General features: G+C 40.4%; 1 rRNA gene. It reads right to left on the reverse strand.

Annotated features, from left to right (window positions below):
* Nucleotides 1-208: 208 nt before the first annotated feature.
* Nucleotides 209-292 (reverse strand): 16S ribosomal RNA (locus AC6UDF_RS07160); the annotation flags it as partial.

Below are 292 nucleotides of genomic sequence, written 5' to 3' on the forward strand. Positions count from 1 at the left end.
GGCATCCACCGTGCGCCCTTTCTAACTTAACCGTTAAAAAAGATCTTACAGATGCTTTGAAAAAAATTAATTGCCTTCTATCTATTATCTAGTTTTCAAGGAACAAAGCAGAAAGAATCCATCACATCGTGATGTTTGTCTTTCCTATTTGAATGAATTACTCATTCAAAACTGAACAAAACAAAAGCGCTCTCGTAATTATCCTTAGAAAGGAGGTGATCCAGCCGCACCTTCCGATACGGCTACCTTGTTACGACTTCACCCTAATCATCTGTCCCACCTTAGGCGGCTG

The sequence above is a fragment of the Fructilactobacillus sp. X2R6C1 genome (assembly GCF_059901295.1).